Raw genomic sequence first — 18,744 nt, forward strand, 5'->3', positions numbered from 1 at the left:
GGTTTGTGTTGTTTAAATAAACAAAAACTCCCCAAAAAGGGGAGTTTGAATAGTATATGGATTGCTAGGTATTAATCGTTTTTAGAATAAAAACGCTGTAACTCAGTTAAACCTTGCATCAAAACTGGCAACTTCGGTGCATCATCTCGAAGTCGTTTGTAGTTTTTGTCATACAGCTTGTAGTTGCCAAACTTATCGATCACTGTGGTTTGTGAGCTAGTAATTAAGGCAAGCTCGCGAGTATCGCCCGCCAAGATCCAGCGACGACGACTTTCATCGAATAGGTTGCGACCACTACTGTAATCATATGGGTTGGAAGATACGCCGAGCATATCTTGCAACAGTGTAACTGAGAGGTCCAAGTGACTTGTGCTGTGATTAAATTCGCCAGCTAGCATTCCAGGCCAATGGATCACCATCGGAACTTGTAATTGATAACGGCTGTAGTTGCTGTTTGCTCCCCAGCTGTTCGTATTGGTTTCGTTAAATTCACTACCGTGATTAGAAGTGATGATTACGATGGTGTTTGTCAGTTGTCCCGTCGTTTCTAGTTCATCAATAATACCGGCGATAGTTCTATCCGCCGACTTCACTGCATATTCATAAGCTTTCTTGAATCGCTCACTTGCGGGCATTTCTTCGTCATTATTTGAAGGAATCGATTCAAAATTATCAACGGTGGTGACTTCGATGTAACTAAACCATGGCTGACTTGCTTTCTCTGCTAACCATGTATTCCAGTTTGCGATAGATTGTTTATCGGTATGAGCTTGCGTGCCATCTAGGTCTTCCGCTAAGTTCAAGTCGCGGAAAATAATTTCTGAGTAGAGATCATCTTCAAACCCACTGCCACTGAATAAACCAAAGTTGTAGCCCTGATCTTTCAGTACATCGAGCAATACTGGGGAAGCACCTTGCGCCTTGATGCTTGATGCATAACTGGTCGGTAAGCCATAGAACAAACCAAAGGCCCCGTATGTATCATTACTTGAGCTGTAATGATTACGGAAGTTCTGATTGTTTTCAGCAAACTCATAGAGGTTAGGCATCTCTTCTTGGTTCAGCGCATCCGCTCGTAAATTGTTTATGCTGATCATCAACACATTGAGCTTATTAACTCGGCGGTTAAACTCAAGCTTTTCAAGAGGGTAGTTGACTAACTCTACGTTGCCTTCGTTTTCTGCTAAACGTTTTAGGTATTCCTCACGGTCAAGTAGACCATGTTTTTCCATAAAACTCTTCGCTGTCATCGGGTAAGACAACGGGAAGTTTGAACGCTGGCTAGTAATTGGGTTGTAAAAATACGCATCTGCCCAAATGTAAACCAAATGGCTGGTCATAAAGCTGAGGAAAAAGACGGCCGCGAGAGGGCGTCCTACGTGCTTATGAGATAGTTTGCGCTGTTTTCGCCATACCCATTCGGATAGTGCGAGTTGAATAAGGAAGATCAGCGGCATCACAACAAATAAATGTTGTAGGTCAGTGCTGAGTGCACTTTTGTCTTCGCTGAATAGTAACTCCCAGACGACGGGAGTTAAGTGCAAATTGATCGACTGATACGCTTGGGTATCAATTAATAATATGGTTTGCCCAACGGTTGCGAAAATCACTGCCACCAAACGGAACAATTTCCGCGATGGCAGGATAAACGTCAACGGGAATAGAACAAGCAAGTAAAGTGCGAAAACTAGAAAGCCAAAGTGACCAACCCAAGAAACCGCCAGATAAAACTGACCAAGTAACGTCTCGGGCCAAGGAGACTGAACAATGTAGCGTGTGCCTATCAACATCGATGCAACGATATTGAAGAATGCAAACCAGTGACCCCAACCAACTAGTCGAGATACACGTTCGCCGTATGAGTTTCCGCTGTCTACCATGTATGTGTTCTATTGTCCGTGATTAGTGTGTTTTTGGTGTTTCTAAAGAAGACATTAGCGCCTGAGCAAATTTTTCAGCAATCGCTTTGCGTTGTGAAGCTGCAACACGTTGATTTAAGACATTGGTTGCGATATTTCCGGCAATCATTAGCGTCAACTCAGGAGAAGCAGCATGTTTTTCAAGAACTGTTGCTACTTCAGCAAGAATTTTTTCTACTTGCTCGTCAGTATATTTAGATGTAATCGGCATAAAGACTCTAATAATGATAGTAAAAGCGGCTTATGATAACCTACAATGCCCATCAACTAAAACCTTGTAGCAAGATAAAATCACTATGAGTCTTCATCTTTCAAACGTTATTCTGCATCAACTGTGCAAAAACGATCAGGACGAGCTGGTTGTAAACTTTCGTCCAGCATCATTAGAGAACGATGCATCTACAGAAAACTTAGTCGCTGAGCTTCACCGAGTATTCCATTCTAAAGCTGGTAAAGGTTTTGGCGCTTTCCAGTCAGACAGCGAATTTCAATTTTGGCTTCAAGAAATGCGCAAAGGAGAGCGAGATTTTTACGACTTCTCACAAATTAGTGCAAATCGCTTGAAAGAAGAGTTGATTAAGTACCCATTTGCGGATGAAGGTATCTTGGTTTTCGCTGAGTATCAGAGTTTAGCAACGGACTACTTGTTCATCGGTATCTTACCAATGAATCAGAGTTTAAAAGTGACCGAAGGTTTGGACATCAGTGCGACAGATTACCTTGATATCACCAAAATGGATATTGCCGCACGCATCGACCTGTCGAGCTACGAGACCGACAAGGAATCCAATCGTTATCTGCAATACATTAAAGGACGCGTTGGCCGTAAAGTGGCGGACTTCTTCCTAGATTTTCTGCAAGCGGATATTGGCTTAGATACTAAACAACAAAACTTAGTGTTGATGCAGGCGGTGGATGATTTTTGTGCTGACTCGAAGCTAGAAAAGCAAGAAGTGAACGAGTACAAGAAACAAGTTTACGACTACTGCAATGAGCAAATTAAATCCGGTGATGAGGTTCAAATCTCAGAGCTTTCCGGAGAGCTTCCTCAAAGCCAAGATGGCACGAGCTTTATGGATTTCACCAAAGAGCAAGGGTACGAGCTTGAAGAGTCTTTCCCAGGTGATCGTGCGACGGTTCGCAAACTGACTAAATTTGTTGGAGCTGGTGGTGGTTTGAATATTAGCTTCGATAGTCTCTTACTTGGCGAGCGTATTTTTTATGATCCAGAGACGGATACCTTAACGATTAAAGGGACGCCTCCAAATCTAAAAGATCAGTTAAGTCGCAATTAAAATCATATCGTTAAATAAAGAGAGCAAACGGCTCTCTTTTTTTATGTGAATAAGAAACATCCATAGTATATGCTTGTAATTAATGGAGATATGCGAGGGGCAAGTGTTGCTGAAGCTAAAAGAAGGAATACGGCGGTTTGTTTGGTTCTGGTTCGTTTTGTGGTGTGTTTTAGCACTTGGCATTTGGCTGCAAGCCAAACAAACGATTCAAACGATTTCGACTGTAAATGAGTTAGGAAGTAAAGTTGAAGAAGTCAGGCACTTTTTTAACTTCGATCTGCCTTACCGTGTTAAACACGTCGACCAAATTTCACTGAAACTTCAGTTGGCTTATGCAGTTCGCTTACAGCTTGAAAGTGAGTTTTCTGAAGGGAAAATCACACCAGATATCACTCAATTGCTTTATACGACCGACCGATTTTTAGAAAGTGCTCGAGCTTTTGTGAGAAGTGACAGTGAATTGGTTTCGTTAGCAGAACAGTTACGAAGCAGCCGTGCTCGAACAGAAAACTCTGAGCAAATTCAGGCAATGTACTATCGCTTAGGTGCGCTTGTTTTTGAGTCTGTCTTTAGTGACTCTGCAACGAATAGCGATACTTACCGTGACTTAGACCGACTTTTTATTGAATCAGAGACGCTCTCTCCCGAAGAGCGAAGTGCTCTTCAGCGCCAGCTTGCTCAAACCTCAAGCGCACTATCTGCTCAGGCACAGGGCAGTTATTTATCCAATCAACTGCTTAATCCAGATTTCCCGAACCAGTTAACTTCGATAAATGATCAGTTGGAACAGAAGCTAATGACTTTTATTGTTTGGTTGTCTGTAATCAGTGGTTTGCTCCTTTTCCTCATTTCATGGGGAGCCTTCTCCCCAAAAACGACTCAACCGATACCACTACCCAGAACCGATGATAAAAAGTCAGAGCAAGTTGGCGATGATGAAAATGGAGCTAACGCTGTTCCCTCAGCTCAGTCTGAAAATTTTCAAAACGTCCAAATGAACGAAGAAAGTTGTAATGAGGTGAATTCATCACAAGTGGAAGTAGTGGAACGTGAGCCGTACATAGATATCAATAAAATGTTAGATTCTCTGTCTGGTGACGAGGGCGCTGTGCGGATGTTACTGGAGGTCTTTATTCAGGATCACTCTGGCGATGGCACTAAAATGTATCAGCTGTTAGAAGAGGATAAAGAGCAAGCGCAAAGAGCCGCACACAGTCTTAAAGGGGTCTCAGGGAGTTTAGGTGCAATGCCATTGCACTGTATTTCGGGTGATATTGAACTGTTGATTAAACAAGGGCAAAAAGTGCCGGAAGAGAAGTTGGCATGTTTAGATGATGTCCTAAAACAAACCATACTTTTTGCTAATAATGTTCTCAATAGTGAAAAGATAACAGAAGCGCTAACAGATTGATATTGCTCTGACTTAATGTCATAAGAGTTGAGGTAATAAAGGCTCGAACTATATGACTTAGTTCGCTTTATTCCCGTTCTATACAATTTGTTAAAGGTGTTTTCATGTCCGTTCGCCGAATGTCTTCAATGATGTTGATAGGGCTGGTTATGATGCTTTCAGGGTGCTCCCTGCTCGAAGTCAAGATCGAGAGTCAAACCGTCCCTCTTACCAAACAAGAGCTCAATATGCGTCTTTTGACTCGTGAGTATGCGCAGCAGTTTTTTGCTCAGGTTGAGCAAGCAGCAGATGCACTACACGAACAATATGAGCCTCATGATAAAGTTCATCAATCTTATATTTTACTTTGGAAGATAAATGCTGAAGAAGGCATCCAAGCTTCTGCGTATCAAGTGTCCCCAATGGCTGCACTGATTGATACATGGACTTTCACGCTACAAATGGAACAGTTCTTTACTACCGCTTCTGGTAATGAGCTCTTTGCGTCTGATGAGGCCAAGTTAGTTTCCGTTTATTTAGCGAAAGAGGTAGATAAACTGGCTCAATCTTTATTGAAGAAAGAAGCATACATCAAGACACAAACGTTTGTTGCAGAGTTCGCCAAGCAGCATCAATTCGCTGATTTAAGCATGATTAGGACTCCGGCTTACCGTAAGTGGTTAGATGCAAACCAAATTAGCGAAGAGGAAGCCGTTACAACGTTAGGCACGATGCCAGAAGCACTTGGGGATGTCTCTGATCGTCTAAGTCTGGTATCAGAACAGACACCAAAAATAATGACGTGGAAAGCGCAGTTGTTGGCCTTGAATAGCTCTGCCAGCATCGAAAAAGTCAATGCGGCGCTCAATAGTTTGCAAGTTACCGCTGATTCGATGAGGGATTTTATCGATAACAACCCAGAGTACATGCGTTATTTGGCAGAACAAATGGCGCTGGAGTTACAACCTTTGGTTGACGATATCGATCAAAGGACGGAGGCGCGTTTATCTCAGTTGGGTGAAGAACGCCAAGCTATAGAGCTGATGGTTGCCAGAGAGCGCCAAGAAATCGCACAGATCATTACCCATGAGCGCGAGAAGTTTGCTCAAGATATGGATCGAGTGTCGCAAGAGGTTGTGAATCTCGCCATGACTAAGCTGATTGAACTTGTCAAAAGTACCATCATCTACTTTATTCTGTTCATTGCCGTTATATTCTTTGCACCGCTTGGATTGGGCTATTGGTTTGGGAAGCGTGCAGCCGTGAAAACGCCAGTCAAACAAAGCTAACGATTTGTTTTGGAAATAAAAAAAGAGCGCTTTAAAGCGCTCTTTTTTAGTATTGAATTCGGAAGGGAGGTTCTTCCTATCTCTGCGAAGTTAAGCGGTTTGCTGCTTTAATTCGCCTTCAGCTTCTTCAACTGCTTCTGCTGTTGGTTCGCACTTATCAACAAACCAACCCATGTAAGAAGTGAAGATCGTTACGATGATACATACAAAACTCAGCCACATGAACGGGGCATAAGACAGTGTAGCAACACCCAAAATACTGGCCATGTAGATACCGTTGTCACTCCAAGGGACCATACCTGAGGTTAGCGTGCCGCCAAATTCTGCGTTACGAGACAAATTCTTACGTTTGTAGCCTAGACGGTCATAGTTCTTCGCACAGATTTTTGGGGTCAGAATAAGTGAAACGTACATCGCTGAACCAAATACGTTGCCCATAAAGGCCGTACCAATTGTGCTTGTTGCCAATGAACCTGCACTTTGAACGCGTTTTTCAAACAGCTTCGCGATAGTCTCTAGCACGCCTACTTTATCTAGTAGACCGCCAAAACCAAGGCCGAATACGATAACCGCTACCGACCCAAGCATTGAAGACATGCCGCCACGGTTAAGGATTGAGTCAATGAAATCTACGCCAGATGAGATTGCAAACGGAGCCCAAGCCGTGTTGAACGCGGTTAGGAAATCGACATCTTGGATCATCACTGCCCAAATAATACCTAGCAGAGAACCAAAACTGATCACTGGGAATGAAGGCATACGCATCGCTAGAAGTGACAATACGATGATCACAGGAACAAATGAGTAAGGGGTGATGTAGAACTGCTGTTCCATCGCTTTAATGACAGAGTCTACCTGGCTCATGTCAACTTGACCTGCGTAGTGGAAGCCAAATGCAGTAAACATAATGCCTGTAATAATGTAGCTAATGAGTGCTATCGGCAACATGCCTTTAATATGTTCCATCACTTCAACGTTAGACATAGATGAAGCAAGGATTACTGAATCCGATAGAGGCGACATTTTGTCACCAAAGTAACAGCCTGAAAGTACGGCACCTGCAGTGATTGGCGCAGGAACACCAAGACCTTGACCGATACCCATCATTGCAATACCTGCTGTGCCAGCAGCTCCCCAAGATGTGCCAGTCGCTAGCGCAGTCAATGAACAGATGATCATGGTCGCGAGCAAAAAGATGGAAGGGTGGATTGCTTTAAGGCCGTAGTAAATAATGGTTGGAACAATACCACCAGAGATCCAAGTACCTACAAGCGCGCCAACGGCCAAAAGGATTAAAACGGCTCCAAGTCCATTGGAAATGCCATTTAGTGCTGCTTTTTCCAGATCTTTATACTGATGGCCAAGCTTTATGCCCAATATCATGACAATGAACCAACCGATGTATAGCGCTAGCTGAATCGGTAGGTCTAGCTTGGCTGTGAACGAAAATGCCAGCAGGAGAAATAAACCGAGCGAGATAAATACCTGTATCAAGCTTGGTAGGCGTGGTGTAACTTGCTTCATATGTGCCTCTGTCAATCTTGGAGCAATAGAGGAAGGCGCTCCTTGTTGTAATCGCGCATAACATACATTAACAAAAATTATATTTCGAACATTTGGTGTTTTATCTTGATGTTCGTCGGTAAAAACGTTTGCTTGTGAAATTAACTGTTAGTTTGTTTTAACTTTTTTGGTTTTAAATGTTGTGTAATGTGAAATTATTGTGCTTCATGTGTTATTTTCTCACTGAGTGGTAAGACCAATTAGGGGGCTAAAGTACTTTCCCTACTTGAAAAATGGTTAAAACCGCAAACCAAACACTAAAAAATCTCGTGTAACCCGGTTTTTCAGAGGAAAAGGTTAAAAAACGCGCTTATTTACAAAATAGGGGTTGAGATTTTGCTGTGAAAAATTAACTATGGGGTAGGTTTTTTAATACATGGAGAGTTAATACGATGAGAGTTGGTTTAGTTGGTTGGCGCGGTATGGTTGGTTCAGTCCTTATGCAGCGTATGGTTGAAGAGAAAGACTTCGACCTAATCGAACCAGTATTCTACAGTACTTCTCAAGTTGGTATTCCTGCTCCTAACTTAGGAAAAGACGCAGGCTTACTGCAAGACGCGTATGATATTGAAAGCTTAAAACAGCTTGATGCGGTAATCACCTGTCAAGGTGGTAGCTATACAGAAAAAGTTTTCCCTGCACTTCGTCAGGCTGGTTGGAAAGGCTACTGGATTGACGCGGCCTCTACGCTACGTATGGCTGAAGATTCGATCATCACACTTGATCCAGTGAACTTAAAGCAAATCCAACAAGGCATCCACGGTGGCACGAACACATTTGTCGGTGGTAACTGTACGGTTAGTTTAATGCTAATGGGGCTAGGTGGTCTATTTGAGAAAGGCCTTGTTGAGTGGACAAGCGCAATGACTTACCAAGCCGCATCTGGTGCTGGTGCGCAAAATATGCGTGAATTGATCTCGCAAATGGGCGTTATCAATGACTCTGTGAGCTCTGAACTTGCAAACCCATCAAGCTCTATCCTAGATATTGATAAGAAAGTCGCGGATACAATGCGCAGCGGCTCTTTCCCTACCGATAAATTCGGTGTGCCACTAGCTGGTTCGTTGATCCCATGGATCGATGTGAAGCGCGATAATGGTCAGAGTAAAGAAGAGTGGAAAGCGGGCGCTGAGGCGAATAAAATTTTGGGTTCTCAAAGTTCACCTGTTCCAATTGACGGTACTTGTGTGCGTATTGGCGCGATGCGTTGTCACTCTCAAGCACTTACTATCAAGCTTAAACAAAATGTACCAATGGACGAAATCGAAGAAATCATCGCCACTCATAACGATTGGGTGAAAGTGATTCCTAACGACCGTGACATCACTGCTCAAGAGCTAACGCCGGCAAAAGTTACGGGCACAATGTCTGTACCAGTGGGTCGTCTACGTAAGATGGCAATGGGTGATGATTTCCTAAATGCTTTCACTGTTGGTGACCAACTGCTTTGGGGTGCTGCGGAGCCATTGCGTCGTACTCTGAGAATTATTCTGTCTGAGAAAGCATAATCACATCAATCCTTTATTTGATGACAAAATAAAAGAGCTCCGTAGGGAGCTCTTTTTTCATGCGTCGTCTTCCGTTCGAACGACTCTTTTGTCTGGATCGGCCAGTTCACTACCACAATGTTTACAGTAAATTGCGTCAGAGTCGTGCCCTGCGTGGGAGCAGTTTGGGCATTTCACCAATACTTTGTGCGATTGCATCTCTTGGTGCAGTTCGGCAGTGAAAATACCTGTAGGTACCGCCAAAATGGAATAACCCAGTAACATGGTGAGTGATGCAAGCCCTTTACCTAGGTCTGTTTGAGGGACCAAGTCACCATACCCAACCGTTGTGATGGTCACGATCGCCCAATAAATACTCTTAGGAATGCTAGTAAATCCGTTTTCAGGTCCTTCAATGATAAAAATCAACGAGCCGAAAATCGTTACCATAATGGCGACGGAACTAAAGAAGATAAAAATCTTTCTGCGCGCCATAAGCAGTGAACGTAAGAGGATATTGGACTCTTGGAGGTATCGGACTAACTTGAGTATGCGGAATATTCGCATCACTCGCAGCGCCCTGATCACACCCATAAACGAAGCGGATGGGAAGAAGAGTGCTAAATAAGTGGGCAAAATCGCAAGTAAATCGACGACACCATAAAAACTCTTTGCGTAGGCGGCAGGTTTGGGGGAGCAATAAAGCCTTAGAAGGTATTCAATCGTGAATAGGCCAGTAAATGTGTATTCAATAAACTTCAGCTCTTTTTCCCACTCGGCCCGAACGGAGGGTATCGAATCTAACACCAGTACGATTAACGAACTGATGATCGCGATAATGAGAGCAATATCGAACGTTTTACCAGCTTTGGTATGAGTACCAAAAATGGTGACATATAGAGTATGTTTAAGAGAGTCAGTCGTCATGACAAAGCGATCCATTGTTGAATCGCTCTATCATACAATTTTATAGAAACTCAGGCTAATCCTGGAAATAAGTTGCGTAAGCCATTCGCAATAAACTCTATGCCAAGCGCGCCCAATATCAAACCCATGATACGAGTAATGACGTTGATTCCAGTTTGACCTAAAAATCGTACGATCAATGGGGCAGAACGGAATAATAGCCATGAACAAAGGCAGAACAAACCAATCGTAATACTAATGCCCACGGTATCGAACATGCTTGGGTAGCGTGCACCATAAACAATAGTCGAACTGATTGCACCAGGACCTGCCATTAAAGGCATTGCAAGAGGGACCACACCAATCTGTTCACGACTGACGTATTCCGTTTTCTCTTGTTTGTTCTGCTTATCTTCCCCCAGTTTACCGCTCATCATCGAGAATGCGATGCTAAGTAATAGCAACCCGCCAGCGACACGAAACGAATCCAGAGAAATACTGAACATGTCTAACAGTAACTGACCAGCAAAAAGCGAAATGATCAGGATGATCGCAACAGCCACATTTGCTGTTGTTGCCGTATTGCGCTTTTCGTCTGGTGTCATATGCCCGGTTAGTGACACAAACACAGGCATGATACCAACAGGGTTTACTGCGGCGACCAAACCGAGAAAAAACTGCAAGAAGATAGCAAGTTCAAAAGTTTGCATGTTGCGTACTCATCAAAGTTCACATTAGTGAAAAGGAGAAGGGGTAATTTGGGCGTAATGTAAGGCAAAAGTTAGGTTGTAAGAAATGAAAAAAACTAACGCATTCCCTGCCATTTAAGTGAGAAAAACTAATTCTTTAATAAACTGTATCTAATCTGGAAAGGAAATGTTACGTATAAAGTTGCTGATAAATTGCACTGTTTTACATAAACGTTAACATTCGCACATTTTTGATAAAAACCAAGGTGGTTTGTAGAGAGATGTATTCGGTTCGATATACTCTCAGTAGCACACAGAATTGGGCCTACATGTAATTTTGTTGGTCAAAAATGAAACTTTTTTACAGGTTGTTGTAGTTTCTTTTATTTATTTGTCCATTTGCTTCTTTTTTACTCAATAAAAAATGAAAGTTAATTTATTTGTTTATCAGTGATTTATGTCATTTTGGTGTGATGAGGCACCACTTTGGTAGTATTTAGGTGGTGAGAACTGATCCAAGTCAATTTTTTTCACACTCTGAAATATTATACTCAGTCCTGAAAGCAATTTACTAAGACGTTTGTTTTCTAAGTTACTGATAAACAGTAAAAACGATAAGTAATAGCCTTAGTAAAAAGTTTTTAATATTTGTTAATTTTAGGAGATTCCCTATGCCTGTAACTAATATGGCTGAACTAGATGCAATGGTTGCTCGCGTTAAGAAAGCGCAAGAAGAGTTCGCTACTTACTCTCAAGAGCAAGTAGATAAAATCTTTCGTGCAGCATCGCTTGCAGCTAACCAGGCCCGTATCCCGCTAGCTCAACAAGCGGTAGAAGAATCTGGTATGGGTATTGTTGAAGATAAAGTAATCAAGAACCACTTCGCTTCTGAGTTTATCTACAACAAATACAAAGACGAACAAACGTGTGGCATCTTAGAAGAGGATGACAACCTAGGTACTATGACTATCGCTGAGCCTGTAGGCATCATCTGCGGTATCGTACCAACGACTAACCCAACTTCTACAGCGATCTTCAAATCTCTAATCTCTTTGAAGACTCGTAACGGTATCATCTTCTCACCACACCCACGTGCGAAAAACTCAACTAACGATGCAGCTAAACTCGTTCTAGATGCAGCAGTAGCAGCAGGCGCACCAAAAGACATCATCGGTTGGATCGACCAGCCTTCTGTTGAGCTTTCAAACGCTCTAATGAAACACGATGACATCGCTCTTATCCTTGCAACTGGTGGTCCAGGCATGGTTAAAGCCGCTTACTCTTCTGGTAAGCCAGCAATCGGTGTAGGTGCAGGTAACGTTCCGGTTGTTATCGATGAAACAGCAGACATCAAACGTGCTGTTGCTTCTATCCTTATGTCTAAGACTTTCGACAACGGTGTAGTATGTGCTTCTGAGCAAGCTGCAATCGTAGTTGATGAAGTATACGACGAAGTGAAAGAGCGTTTTGCTTCTCACAAAGCTTATGTCCTAAGTAAAGCAGAAGCTGATAAAGTTCGTAAAGTGCTTCTTATCGATGGCGCGCTAAACGCGAAAATCGTAGGTCAGCCAGCAGCAGCAATCGCTGAAATGGCAGGCGTTAAAGTTCCAGCAGACACTAAAGTTCTTGTTGGTGAAGGTCTGGGCAAAGTATCTCACGATGACGCATTCGCTCACGAGAAACTATCTCCAACTCTAGGTCTATTCCGTGCTGACAACTTCGAAGACGCGGTTGCTCAAGCGGTAACTATGGTTGAGATTGGTGGTATCGGCCACACATCTGGTCTTTACACTAACCAAGATACTAACGCTGACCGTATCCGTTACTTCGGTGACAAGATGAAGACAGCTCGTATCCTAATCAACATCCCGACTACTCACGGCGGTATCGGTGACTTGTACAACTTCAACGTTGCGCCATCTCTAACGCTAGGTTGTGGTTCTTGGGGTGGTAACTCTATCTCTGAGAACGTAGGTCCTAAACACCTAATCAACAAGAAAACTGTAGCGAAGCGAGCTGAAAACATGTTGTGGCATAAACTACCTAAGTCAATCTACTTCCGTCGTGGTAGCCTTCCAATCGCGCTTGGCGACCTAGAAGGCAAGAAACGTGCATTCCTAGTAACTGACCGTTTCCTATTCAACAACGGTTACGCAGATGACGTAGTAAGCCTACTGAAAGCTCAAGGCATGGAAGTTCAAACATTCTTCGATGTTGAAGCTGACCCAACACTGTCTGTAGTAGAAAAAGGTGCGGCTCAAATGGCTAGCTACCAACCTGACGTTATCCTAGCGCTAGGCGGTGGTTCACCAATGGATGCAGCGAAAATCATGTGGGTAATGTACGAGCACCCAGAAACTCACTTTGAAGAACTAGCAATGCGCTTTATGGACATCCGTAAACGTATCTACAAGTTCCCTAAAATGGGTAAAAAAGCTGAGCTTGTATGTATCACTACAACTTCAGGTACTGGTTCAGAAGTTACTCCATTCGCGGTTGTTACTGACGACAAGACTGGTGCTAAATACCCACTAGCTGACTACGAAATCACGCCAAACATGGCAATCGTTGATGCGAACCTAGTAATGAACATGCCTAAGTCTCTAACAGCATTTGGTGGTTACGATGCAGTAACTCACGCTCTAGAAGCTTACGTATCAGTTCTTGCTAACGAATACTCAGATGGCCAAGCTCTTCAAGCACTTAAGATGCTAAAAGAGTACCTACCATCAAGCTATGCGAACGGTGCAAATGACCCAATCGCTCGTGAGAAAGTACACAACGCAGCTACTATCGCTGGTGTTGCATTTGCGAACGCATTCCTAGGTGTTTGTCACTCAATGGCTCACAAACTGGGTGCTGAGTTCCACTTGCCACACGGCCTAGCTAACGCACTACTTATCTCTAACGTGGTACGTTACAACGCGAACGACAATCCAACTAAACAAACTGCGTTCTCTCAATACGACCGTCCACAAGCACGTCGTCGTTACGCTGAAGTTGCTGACCACCTAGGCCTAAGCCAAGAAGGTGACCGTACTGCTCAGAAGATTGAACGTCTACTAGCATGGTTGGATGAACTAAAAGTTAACCTAGACATCCCAATGTCTATCCAAGCGGCAGGTGTTGCTGAATCAGATTTCGTAGCGAAACTGGATGAGCTAGCGGTAGAAGCGTTCGATGACCAATGTACTGGTGCGAACCCACGTTACCCTCTAATCAGCGAACTTAAAGATGTGTTGATGGCTTCTTACTACGGTAAAGCATTTGTTGAAGGCGAAACTTTCGAAGGTACAACTGTTATCAAGAAGAAAGCAGACCAAGAAGCAGCAAAAGCAGCACCTAAAGCAAAGAAAGAAAAAGCTGACGCGTAATTAAAAAATCGAGTGAGCAAGGTTTTCGCTAGCACGGAACCTTAATCGGGAAAAGGTTAAAGCCCCAGTCAAATGACTGGGGCTTTTTTTATTTTGGTGCAGGAGTTACATCTGGCTTGGGAAAACAGAGTTGCTGTGTATGCTTACACTTCGGTCGCAACTACTCGGCCACTGAAGTATTCATTCGCGACGATGTATGCTGTGTTGCGGACTAGTTCGTCTTGGATCTCAGCCCAGTGTCTCTCGTTGAGCTCTTCTTTTGTATGATTTACCGAGGGAATAACGCCGCCCACTCGAATGTTGAATGGTGTGAGTTCTTTTGCCCAGCTGTGAGTAAAACCTGACACCAACGCCGCCATGCTTTCAACTCCCGTAAAGTCTTCATGGTTGTCATGAGAAATGACGTTAACAATGACGCCTTTCTTGTTTCTGGCTCGAAAGCGCTCTGCTCCTACTTGGCCGTAGGTATAAAGGAAGCGTGCCGCAGACGACAAGTGATCAATGTAAGTACTCATTGGTTCTGGCGCCATTAAGCCAGGCATAGGAGAGCTGGTCCAGCAATTAACAATCACATCTGGTGTCGCACGTAGCTGTGATTCTATCTGGTCAAACAATAAGTTAATGGACGTTGTGTTATCACTACACACATTCATCGCATACACTTTGTCAGTGAAAGCGCTGATTTGCTCATAGCTCGCTCTCAAAGCGCTAGAATTTTGGTCACAAAGAATCAACGTTGCTCCAAGGTGAGCAAAGTGATTTGCACAGGTTCTTCCTATAACCGAACCTGCAGACGTGACGAGAATAATTGATTCTTTGATATCCATAGCACCTTCACTGTATCCATATGTGAAAAACAATACACCAGTGGTTTGTGCTAATAGCATGGTTGAAATTCGTTGAGTTCAGTGTGAAAGGCTTCAAACTAACGCTTTCGAGTGAGGACTATTGTGCGGTAATTTGTAAGACGTCACATTTCTGACGTGTAGGTATTGCAAGCTATTGGATAAAAAGCGGATCTCTATGCTTTAGCTTGAATTTGATGCTGACGTTGAGCCGTCACTAGCTGATTATATAGCCCAGCATCTGGGATCAGTTGTTTGTTGCGTTCGCCCAATCTGCGTCGCTCATGACCAGATAGGTTGTGATAAACCTCCTCTGGTAGGTTGAATGTGTCTTCAGGCAGGTAAGTCAGCGCATCTGGTTTTAGGTAATGGCTCAGCTTTGCGGAAGGCAATCCTGCATCGTGAAACTGTTTCGCTTGTTCAGCTGCGAGTTCATAGCTGCTGCTATCAGAACGAAGAGCTTGAGGTTGCGATAAACCCAATTGTTGGCGAAGAATACTGTCACTGGTGATGACTTCCTGGACCTCTTCAACTGGGACCACATCGCGAACATCATTAGAGAACATAGACAGAATCAGCGAGAAATCCGCACGACGACCTTCGTGTACGGCATGGTTAATACCATTACCGAACTGAAGTTCGTTGATAATTGCAGCTTTGTCTAACGTATGAATTTGCATGATGTTCCTCGCTCGATGCTCTTTTAACGGCGTGGATAAGAAGAACTTTAGTAAAAGAGGGAATTATTTAAAGGTGCTAGGGAAGGCGAAAAAAAAAAGCCCGCTAAATAGCGAGCTTTTGAATAAGACTAAATTGAACTTAGGGGGAAGTATATTACTTCGCTAGGTTCTCAGCTACGAAGTCCCAGTTTACTAGAGCCCAGAAGCCGTTCATGTAATCAGGACGTACGTTGCGGTAATCGATGTAGTACGCGTGTTCCCATAGGTCAACAGTTAGAAGTGGTGTTGTACCTTCTTCTGTTAGAGGAGTAGCAGCGTTAGAAGTGTTAACGATCTCTAGAGAGCCATCAGCTTTCTTAACCAGCCAAGTCCATGAAGAACCGAAGTTGTTGATTGCTGAATCAGTAAACTTCGCTTTGAATTCTTCAAAAGAACCGAATGCTGCGTTGATTGCGTCTGCAACTGCGCCAGTTGGCTCGCCGCCCGCATTTGGAGCAAGACAGTGCCAGTAGAACGTGTGGTTCCAGATTTGCGCTGCGTTGTTGAATACGCCACCAGTAGAAGTCTTGATGATCTCTTCTAGAGTTTTGCCTTCGAACTCAGTACCAGGGATAAGACCGTTAAGCTTAACAACGTAAGTGTTGTGGTGCTTACCGTGGTGGTAGTCTAGAGTCTCTGCTGAGATGTGTGGTTCTAGTGCGTCTTTCGCGTAAGGAAGAGCTGGTAGTTCAAATGCCATTACTCGATTCTCCATTGATTTGAAAGGATGACCTTTCGATTGCTTCCAGTGTTTTTTTATAGCTATGTCGCCTTTAAGGCTGACTTGGTAAGTATTTTAGCAAGTTTTTACTTTATTAAAACCCCGATATGAAAATATTTTAAGAGGTTAGCAGTGGTGAAGTGCTGCATTGCTCGCCAATGAGCAACCTAAAATTAAGCCTTATTAATTATATGGTTTTTATTCTGTCGTTATTGAGTAGAATGTGGCAAATAAATAAAGTTCAAACCCATGAATGAGGAAGCGATGGAAACTATCGACAAAATCAAACAGCAGATCTCTGAAAACTCAATCCTGCTGTACATGAAAGGATCACCGAAACTACCTAGCTGTGGTTTCTCTTCTCAAGCGTCACAGGCACTAATGGCATGTGGTGAGAAGTTCGCTTACGTAGACATTCTGCAAAACCCAGATATCCGTGCTGAGTTACCAAAGTACGCGCAATGGCCAACTTTCCCTCAACTATGGGTTGAAGGTGAGCTTATCGGCGGTTGTGACATTATTCTAGAAATGTTCCAAAAAGGTGAACTGCAGCCTCTAATCAAAGAAGCAGCAGCGCGCGCTGAAGATCAAGCTGAGTAATTCGTAAATACTCACATTTAGCGATAGAATACGAAGGAGCCGTACTGGCTCCTTTTTCTTTTTAGGTTAGTGGAATGAACATAAAGCTTTATTATATCCCGCAACCTTGCCGAAGCTCTCCAATCGCTGCTATCCCTTTTTATATATAGAGTGTAAGAAACTTACCAATCTGATGGTGACTTATGCATAACGAAGAAAGCTGACCTGTGCCGCCATTTTGTCGCCATACATTTATTCGAATGCTTTACTGTAATCTAAGAGGGCGAGCTCTCTGAAGCCTATGCTAAAAGAATGATGAAGTACTTCATTAACTGTTTGTGGATACGACTCATATTACTAGTTTCGGTGTTTACCCATTGTTAATGTAAATCTATGGATACAGTTTGGTTTTTTACAAGGTACCTGATCATATTGAGCAAGCTTTTATATACTGAACACATCTATCGATATATGTTGACAATGTTACTGAGTTACTCAGTTTAGCGGAGGAGTAATGAAAAGAATTAAACCCTACATGTTAAGCATGGCGATGCTATTAACATTCTCATTTCCTTCTTATGCCGATGGTAATGACTTGTTAGATAATTGCCTAGCAGCGGAGAAGTTTATGGACACACAAGAAATGAACAATCCATTTGGTATAGGTGTCTGTTTCGGGATGGTACAAGGCGTCAGGAACACTATGAGTATTCTTGGGAAGAATAAAGTAGTAGAAGCATGTCTTCCCAAGAATGGTATTACTAACGGACAAGCAACGCGAATCGTGGTGTCATATTTAAAGAGAAACCCCGCGATATTGCATTATGACGAGGTGCTCTTGACCATGGCCGCTTTTGGCGAAGCATATCCTTGCAAATAAAACGCTACAAGCCCTTTGTTCTCAGCACTAGATGTCTAGCGCTGTAAGCGGATTAAACCTCACCGCATCACTCAAATGGTTTGGTGAAAAGTGAGCGTAAATCATCGTGTGATCGATATGCTGATGGCCGAGGATTTCCTTCAGTACGAGAATGTTGCCTCCATTGGTCATGAAGTGACTTGCGAAAGTGTGGCGTAAAACGTGAGTTGCTTGTCCTTCTGGTAAGTGGGGCAGGGCTTTAGTTAACCATTTGTATGCTACGCCATAACCGCAAGTGAAAAGGCGATCATTGGTTGGCTTATAGATTTTGTTATACAACTCCTCAGAGATCGGTACAGTTCTGTTCCGTTTGCCTTTGGTGTTATTGTAGGTAATACGATATTTCGTCAAGTTAGAGCCTTTAAGATAAATCGCTTCTCTAATGCGTGCACCCGTCGCTAGGCATACTTTGTATATCTTCGTTAGTTCATCACCAACTGGGCTTTCCTGTGCCACGTCGAACAGGTGACGAATTTCTTGTTCGGTCAAGAACGCCAGTTCGGATTCCGGCTTTTTGATTGCCTCAATACCATCAACCGGATTAGGCAGTTTCCACTCTCCAAGCTTTATCAACTTATTGAACATTGCTTTCAGCAACCCAAAGTCCACATTATTCGAAGCAATGGAAAGTTCTTTGTGTTGTTGGCCACGACCTTTGTTAGCACGGCTAGAACGGTAATTAGCGAGTTGCTTGGAATTAAGATGTGAAGCGATAGGGTTGCTCAAGTCTAAAACCATGCTCTCTAAACGTAGGCGAGTGTGGTCACCAGACTTAAGATTTTTGCCATGCAGCTTAAACCACAATTCGACTAAATCGGATAATCGGCGGTGGTCAGGCTTCGAACCTAGCCATGGCTTATCATCCACTTCTTTCATTAGATGCAACTCAAAAGCTGTAGCTTCACCTTTGGTCGCAAAGCGCTTACGAACGCGTTTACCAGTGCGGCCTTGCGGATAGCACTCGCAAAGCCAAGGCTTCTTTGAACCATCTTTCAAGTTTCTTATAGACATAGTAGAATGTTGGAGGTGTATATATATACAGTATATTT

Annotated in this window: 16 protein-coding genes; 7 read left to right on the plus strand and 9 right to left on the minus strand. The window is 43.3% G+C overall.

Annotation, left to right across the window (positions count from 1 at the left end; translation table 11 throughout):
* Positions 1 to 71: 71 nt before the first annotated feature.
* Positions 72 to 1,880, minus strand: a complete 1,809-nt coding sequence (locus R7Q09_RS00560; RefSeq protein WP_005380721.1) for a DUF3413 domain-containing protein — start codon at positions 1,878 to 1,880, stop codon at positions 72 to 74.
* 22 nt (positions 1,881 to 1,902) lie between these two features.
* Positions 1,903 to 2,130: a YejL family protein gene (locus tag R7Q09_RS00565; RefSeq protein ID WP_005380722.1), complete on the minus strand. Its 228-nt coding sequence runs from the start codon at positions 2,128 to 2,130 to the stop codon at positions 1,903 to 1,905.
* Between the two features lie 85 nt (positions 2,131 to 2,215).
* On the opposite strand from R7Q09_RS00565, the gene yejK reads away from it, so the two are divergent.
* From yejK to R7Q09_RS00580, 3 genes are all read left to right on the plus strand, one after another.
* Positions 2,216 to 3,214, plus strand: coding sequence for a nucleoid-associated protein YejK (yejK, locus tag R7Q09_RS00570; protein WP_005380723.1), 999 nt, complete (start codon positions 2,216 to 2,218; stop codon positions 3,212 to 3,214).
* 82 nt (positions 3,215 to 3,296) lie between these two features.
* Positions 3,297 to 4,625: an Hpt domain-containing protein gene (locus R7Q09_RS00575; RefSeq protein WP_262655159.1), complete on the plus strand. Its 1,329-nt coding sequence runs from the start codon at positions 3,297 to 3,299 to the stop codon at positions 4,623 to 4,625.
* Between the two features lie 104 nt (positions 4,626 to 4,729).
* Positions 4,730 to 5,893, plus strand: a complete 1,164-nt coding sequence (locus tag R7Q09_RS00580) for a chemotaxis protein (RefSeq protein WP_318070787.1) — start codon at positions 4,730 to 4,732, stop codon at positions 5,891 to 5,893.
* Between the two features lie 90 nt (positions 5,894 to 5,983).
* Here R7Q09_RS00580 and nhaC read toward each other — a convergent pair whose 3' ends face one another.
* Positions 5,984 to 7,417, minus strand: a complete 1,434-nt coding sequence (gene nhaC / locus R7Q09_RS00585; RefSeq protein ID WP_005380726.1) for a Na+/H+ antiporter NhaC — start codon at positions 7,415 to 7,417, stop codon at positions 5,984 to 5,986.
* Positions 7,418 to 7,848: 431 nt separating this feature from the next.
* Between nhaC and asd the strand changes: the two genes are divergently transcribed.
* Entirely contained in the window at positions 7,849 to 8,964 is a 1,116-nt protein-coding gene (gene asd, locus R7Q09_RS00590; protein WP_005380727.1) for an aspartate-semialdehyde dehydrogenase, read from the plus strand.
* A 57-nt stretch (positions 8,965 to 9,021) separates the two neighbouring features.
* On the opposite strand, the gene R7Q09_RS00595 is transcribed toward asd, so the two are convergent.
* Positions 9,022 to 9,885 (minus strand): ion transporter, encoded by an 864-nt coding sequence (locus R7Q09_RS00595; RefSeq protein WP_005380728.1) that lies wholly within the window; start codon positions 9,883 to 9,885, stop codon positions 9,022 to 9,024.
* A 35-nt stretch (positions 9,886 to 9,920) separates the two neighbouring features.
* Positions 9,921 to 10,559, minus strand: a complete 639-nt coding sequence (locus R7Q09_RS00600) for a YchE family NAAT transporter (RefSeq protein WP_005380729.1) — start codon at positions 10,557 to 10,559, stop codon at positions 9,921 to 9,923.
* 650 nt (positions 10,560 to 11,209) lie between these two features.
* On the opposite strand from R7Q09_RS00600, the gene adhE reads away from it, so the two are divergent.
* Positions 11,210 to 13,912, plus strand: a complete 2,703-nt coding sequence (adhE, locus tag R7Q09_RS00605) for a bifunctional acetaldehyde-CoA/alcohol dehydrogenase (protein ID WP_005380731.1) — start codon at positions 11,210 to 11,212, stop codon at positions 13,910 to 13,912.
* 143 nt (positions 13,913 to 14,055) lie between these two features.
* Here the strand turns inward: adhE and R7Q09_RS00610 are convergent, their stop codons facing one another.
* The 3 genes from R7Q09_RS00610 to sodB all read right to left on the minus strand — a co-directional run bounded on the left by R7Q09_RS00610 (position 14,056) and on the right by sodB (position 16,176).
* Positions 14,056 to 14,799 carry an SDR family oxidoreductase gene (locus R7Q09_RS00610; protein WP_005380732.1) on the minus strand — a complete coding sequence of 248 codons (744 nt, stop codon included), beginning with the start codon at positions 14,797 to 14,799 and terminating at the stop codon, positions 14,056 to 14,058.
* Positions 14,800 to 14,933: 134 nt separating this feature from the next.
* Positions 14,934 to 15,437, minus strand: coding sequence for a VC2046/SO_2500 family protein (locus tag R7Q09_RS00615; RefSeq protein WP_033907342.1), 504 nt, complete (start codon positions 15,435 to 15,437; stop codon positions 14,934 to 14,936).
* A gap of 154 nt (positions 15,438 to 15,591) precedes the next feature.
* Positions 15,592 to 16,176: a superoxide dismutase [Fe] gene (gene sodB, locus R7Q09_RS00620; RefSeq protein ID WP_005396533.1), complete on the minus strand. Its 585-nt coding sequence runs from the start codon at positions 16,174 to 16,176 to the stop codon at positions 15,592 to 15,594.
* Positions 16,177 to 16,461: 285 nt separating this feature from the next.
* Here sodB and R7Q09_RS00625 point away from each other — a divergent pair, with 285 nt between their 5' ends.
* Together R7Q09_RS00625 and R7Q09_RS00630 are read left to right on the plus strand one after the other, a co-directional pair.
* Positions 16,462 to 16,797 (plus strand): Grx4 family monothiol glutaredoxin, encoded by a 336-nt coding sequence (locus tag R7Q09_RS00625; protein ID WP_017635833.1) that lies wholly within the window; start codon positions 16,462 to 16,464, stop codon positions 16,795 to 16,797.
* Positions 16,798 to 17,290: 493 nt separating this feature from the next.
* Complete coding sequence (locus tag R7Q09_RS00630) at positions 17,291 to 17,656, plus strand: Rap1a/Tai family immunity protein (RefSeq protein WP_213963260.1); 366 nt, start codon at positions 17,291 to 17,293, stop codon at positions 17,654 to 17,656.
* Between the two features lie 27 nt (positions 17,657 to 17,683).
* Here the strand turns inward: R7Q09_RS00630 and R7Q09_RS00635 are convergent, their stop codons facing one another.
* Positions 17,684 to 18,706 (minus strand): tyrosine-type recombinase/integrase, encoded by a 1,023-nt coding sequence (locus R7Q09_RS00635; RefSeq protein WP_213963259.1) that lies wholly within the window; start codon positions 18,704 to 18,706, stop codon positions 17,684 to 17,686.
* Positions 18,707 to 18,744: the final 38 nt, after the last annotated feature.

This window comes from Vibrio sp. 2130-1, from assembly GCF_033339515.1.